General features: G+C 73.3%; 3 protein-coding genes. All 3 read left to right on the forward strand.

What is annotated here, in order from left to right:
* The first annotated feature begins 22 nt into the window (after positions 1-22).
* Complete coding sequence (locus tag C5507_RS23595; RefSeq protein ID WP_428839424.1) at positions 23-133, forward strand: hypothetical protein; 111 nt, start codon at positions 23-25, stop codon at positions 131-133.
* Positions 130-627, forward strand: a complete 498-nt coding sequence (locus C5507_RS21965; RefSeq protein ID WP_104530599.1) for a hypothetical protein — start codon at positions 130-132, stop codon at positions 625-627. Before C5507_RS23595 ends, C5507_RS21965 begins: the two co-directional genes overlap by 4 nt.
* A partial coding sequence (locus tag C5507_RS21970; protein WP_211295546.1) for an LGFP repeat-containing protein occupies positions 624-1,752 on the forward strand: 1,129 nt, incomplete at its 3' end. The genes C5507_RS21965 and C5507_RS21970, both read left to right, overlap by 4 nt.

Genomic DNA, 1,752 nt, shown 5'->3' on the forward strand with positions numbered 1-1,752 from the left:
CGCCGGCTGGGAGAACGGCCGGCTGGGCTACCCCACCGCCGATCCCGAGACCGTCTCCGGCGGCACCCGCCAGACCTTCCAGGGCGGCACCATCACCGCGGTGAACGGCCGGACCTCGGTGACCTACCGGTGACCGGCTCGGACCGGGGCGCCGGGACGTCGTCCGCGCGGCGGCGGGCCGCCGGGGCCGCGGCGTTGGGCACCCTCGTGTCCCTCGGGGTGGGCGCCTGCACGGCCGGGCAACCCGCCGGTGATGTCGCCGCGGCACCGTCGTCGGCCTTCCTGCCCGATGACCGGGTGGCGGTCACCGATGCGCCCCCTCCGGAGGCGCCGCAGGCCGTCCTCTCCTTCGCGTCGTGGGAGGAGGCGACGGCCTCGGTGGAGGCGGCCGGCTACGTCAGCCCGCTCATCGAGGACGGCGGGACCTGCACCCTGCGGCTGACCCGCGGCGGCGACGAGGTCTCGATCACCGTGCCCGGGACCGCGGACGCCACCACGACCGTCTGCGGCGGGTTCTCCGTACCGGACGAGCGGCTCGCCGCGGGTACCTGGTCGCTGCGCCTGGCCTACTCCTCGGGCACGGCGGACGTCGAGTCCGCGCCGGTGGACGTGGAGGTGCCCGCGTGACCGCGCTGCGGCGGATGGCACTGCTGGCCCTGGGGGCGGTCTGCGGGATCGGGATCCTGGTCGCCCCGTCGCCGGACGGGCCGGCTGCCCCGGGTCTGCAGGAGGCTGCCGACACCGGCCAGTTCCGGCCGGGAAACATCATCAGCGACCAGCTCTTCTACGACGGTGCGGCCATGTCGCCCGCCGACGTGCAGTTCTTCCTCGAGAGCAAGAACCCGCGCTGCGTCCCCGCCTCCGACGGCACGCCGTGCCTGCAGGACGCCCGCCAGGACACCTACACCCGCCCCGCGGACGCCAATTGCCCGGGGACCTACGTCGGTGCCCCTGCCGAGACGGCCGCCACGATCATCGCCAAGGTCGGTGCCGCCTGCGGCATCAGCCAGCGGGTGCTCCTGGTGATCCTCCAGAAGGAGCAGGGGCTGGTCACGCTGAGCGGGAACAACCTGACCGCCCGGCGGTACGAGCGGGCGATGGGCTACGCCTGCCCCGACACCGCACCCTGCAACCCGGCCTACGCGCACCTCTTCAACCAGGTGTACAGCGCGGCCGCGCGCTACCGGTACTACGCCGGCAACGCGGACCAGTTCAACCACCGGGCCGGCCGGGTCAACACCGTCCGGTTCCACCCGGACGCCGGCTGCGGCTCCACGCAGCTCTTCATCGAGAACGCGGCCACGGCCGGGCTGTACAACTACACGCCCTACCAACCCAACGCCGCCGCGCTCGCCGCGGGCAAGGGCACCGGTGACGCGTGCTCGGCCTACGGCAACCGCAACTTCTGGATCTACTACACCGACTGGTTCGGCTCCACGCAGGTCCCCGGCGCCTCCGAGGTGACCGGCCGCTACGCGCGGACCGGTGGCCAGGACGGCCCGCTCGGCGCCATCAAGACCAACGTCGTCTGCGGTCTGCCCGCCGGGGGTTGCTTCCAGACCTACGCCGCCGGCGCCATCTACTGGTCGCCGGCCACCGGTGCGCGGATCCTCTCCGGCCCGGTGCGTGATCGGTGGGCTGCGGCGGGCTGGGAGCGGGGTGCGTTGGGGTATCCGGTGGGGGACCCCTCGTGCGGGTTGCGTGATGGTGGGTGTTTCCAGCATTTCCAGGGTGGGTCGATCTACTGGTCGC

The organism is Blastococcus saxobsidens, assembly GCF_002938435.1.
In the GTDB taxonomy this organism is placed as follows: Bacteria; Actinomycetota; Actinomycetes; order Mycobacteriales; family Geodermatophilaceae; genus Blastococcus; species Blastococcus saxobsidens.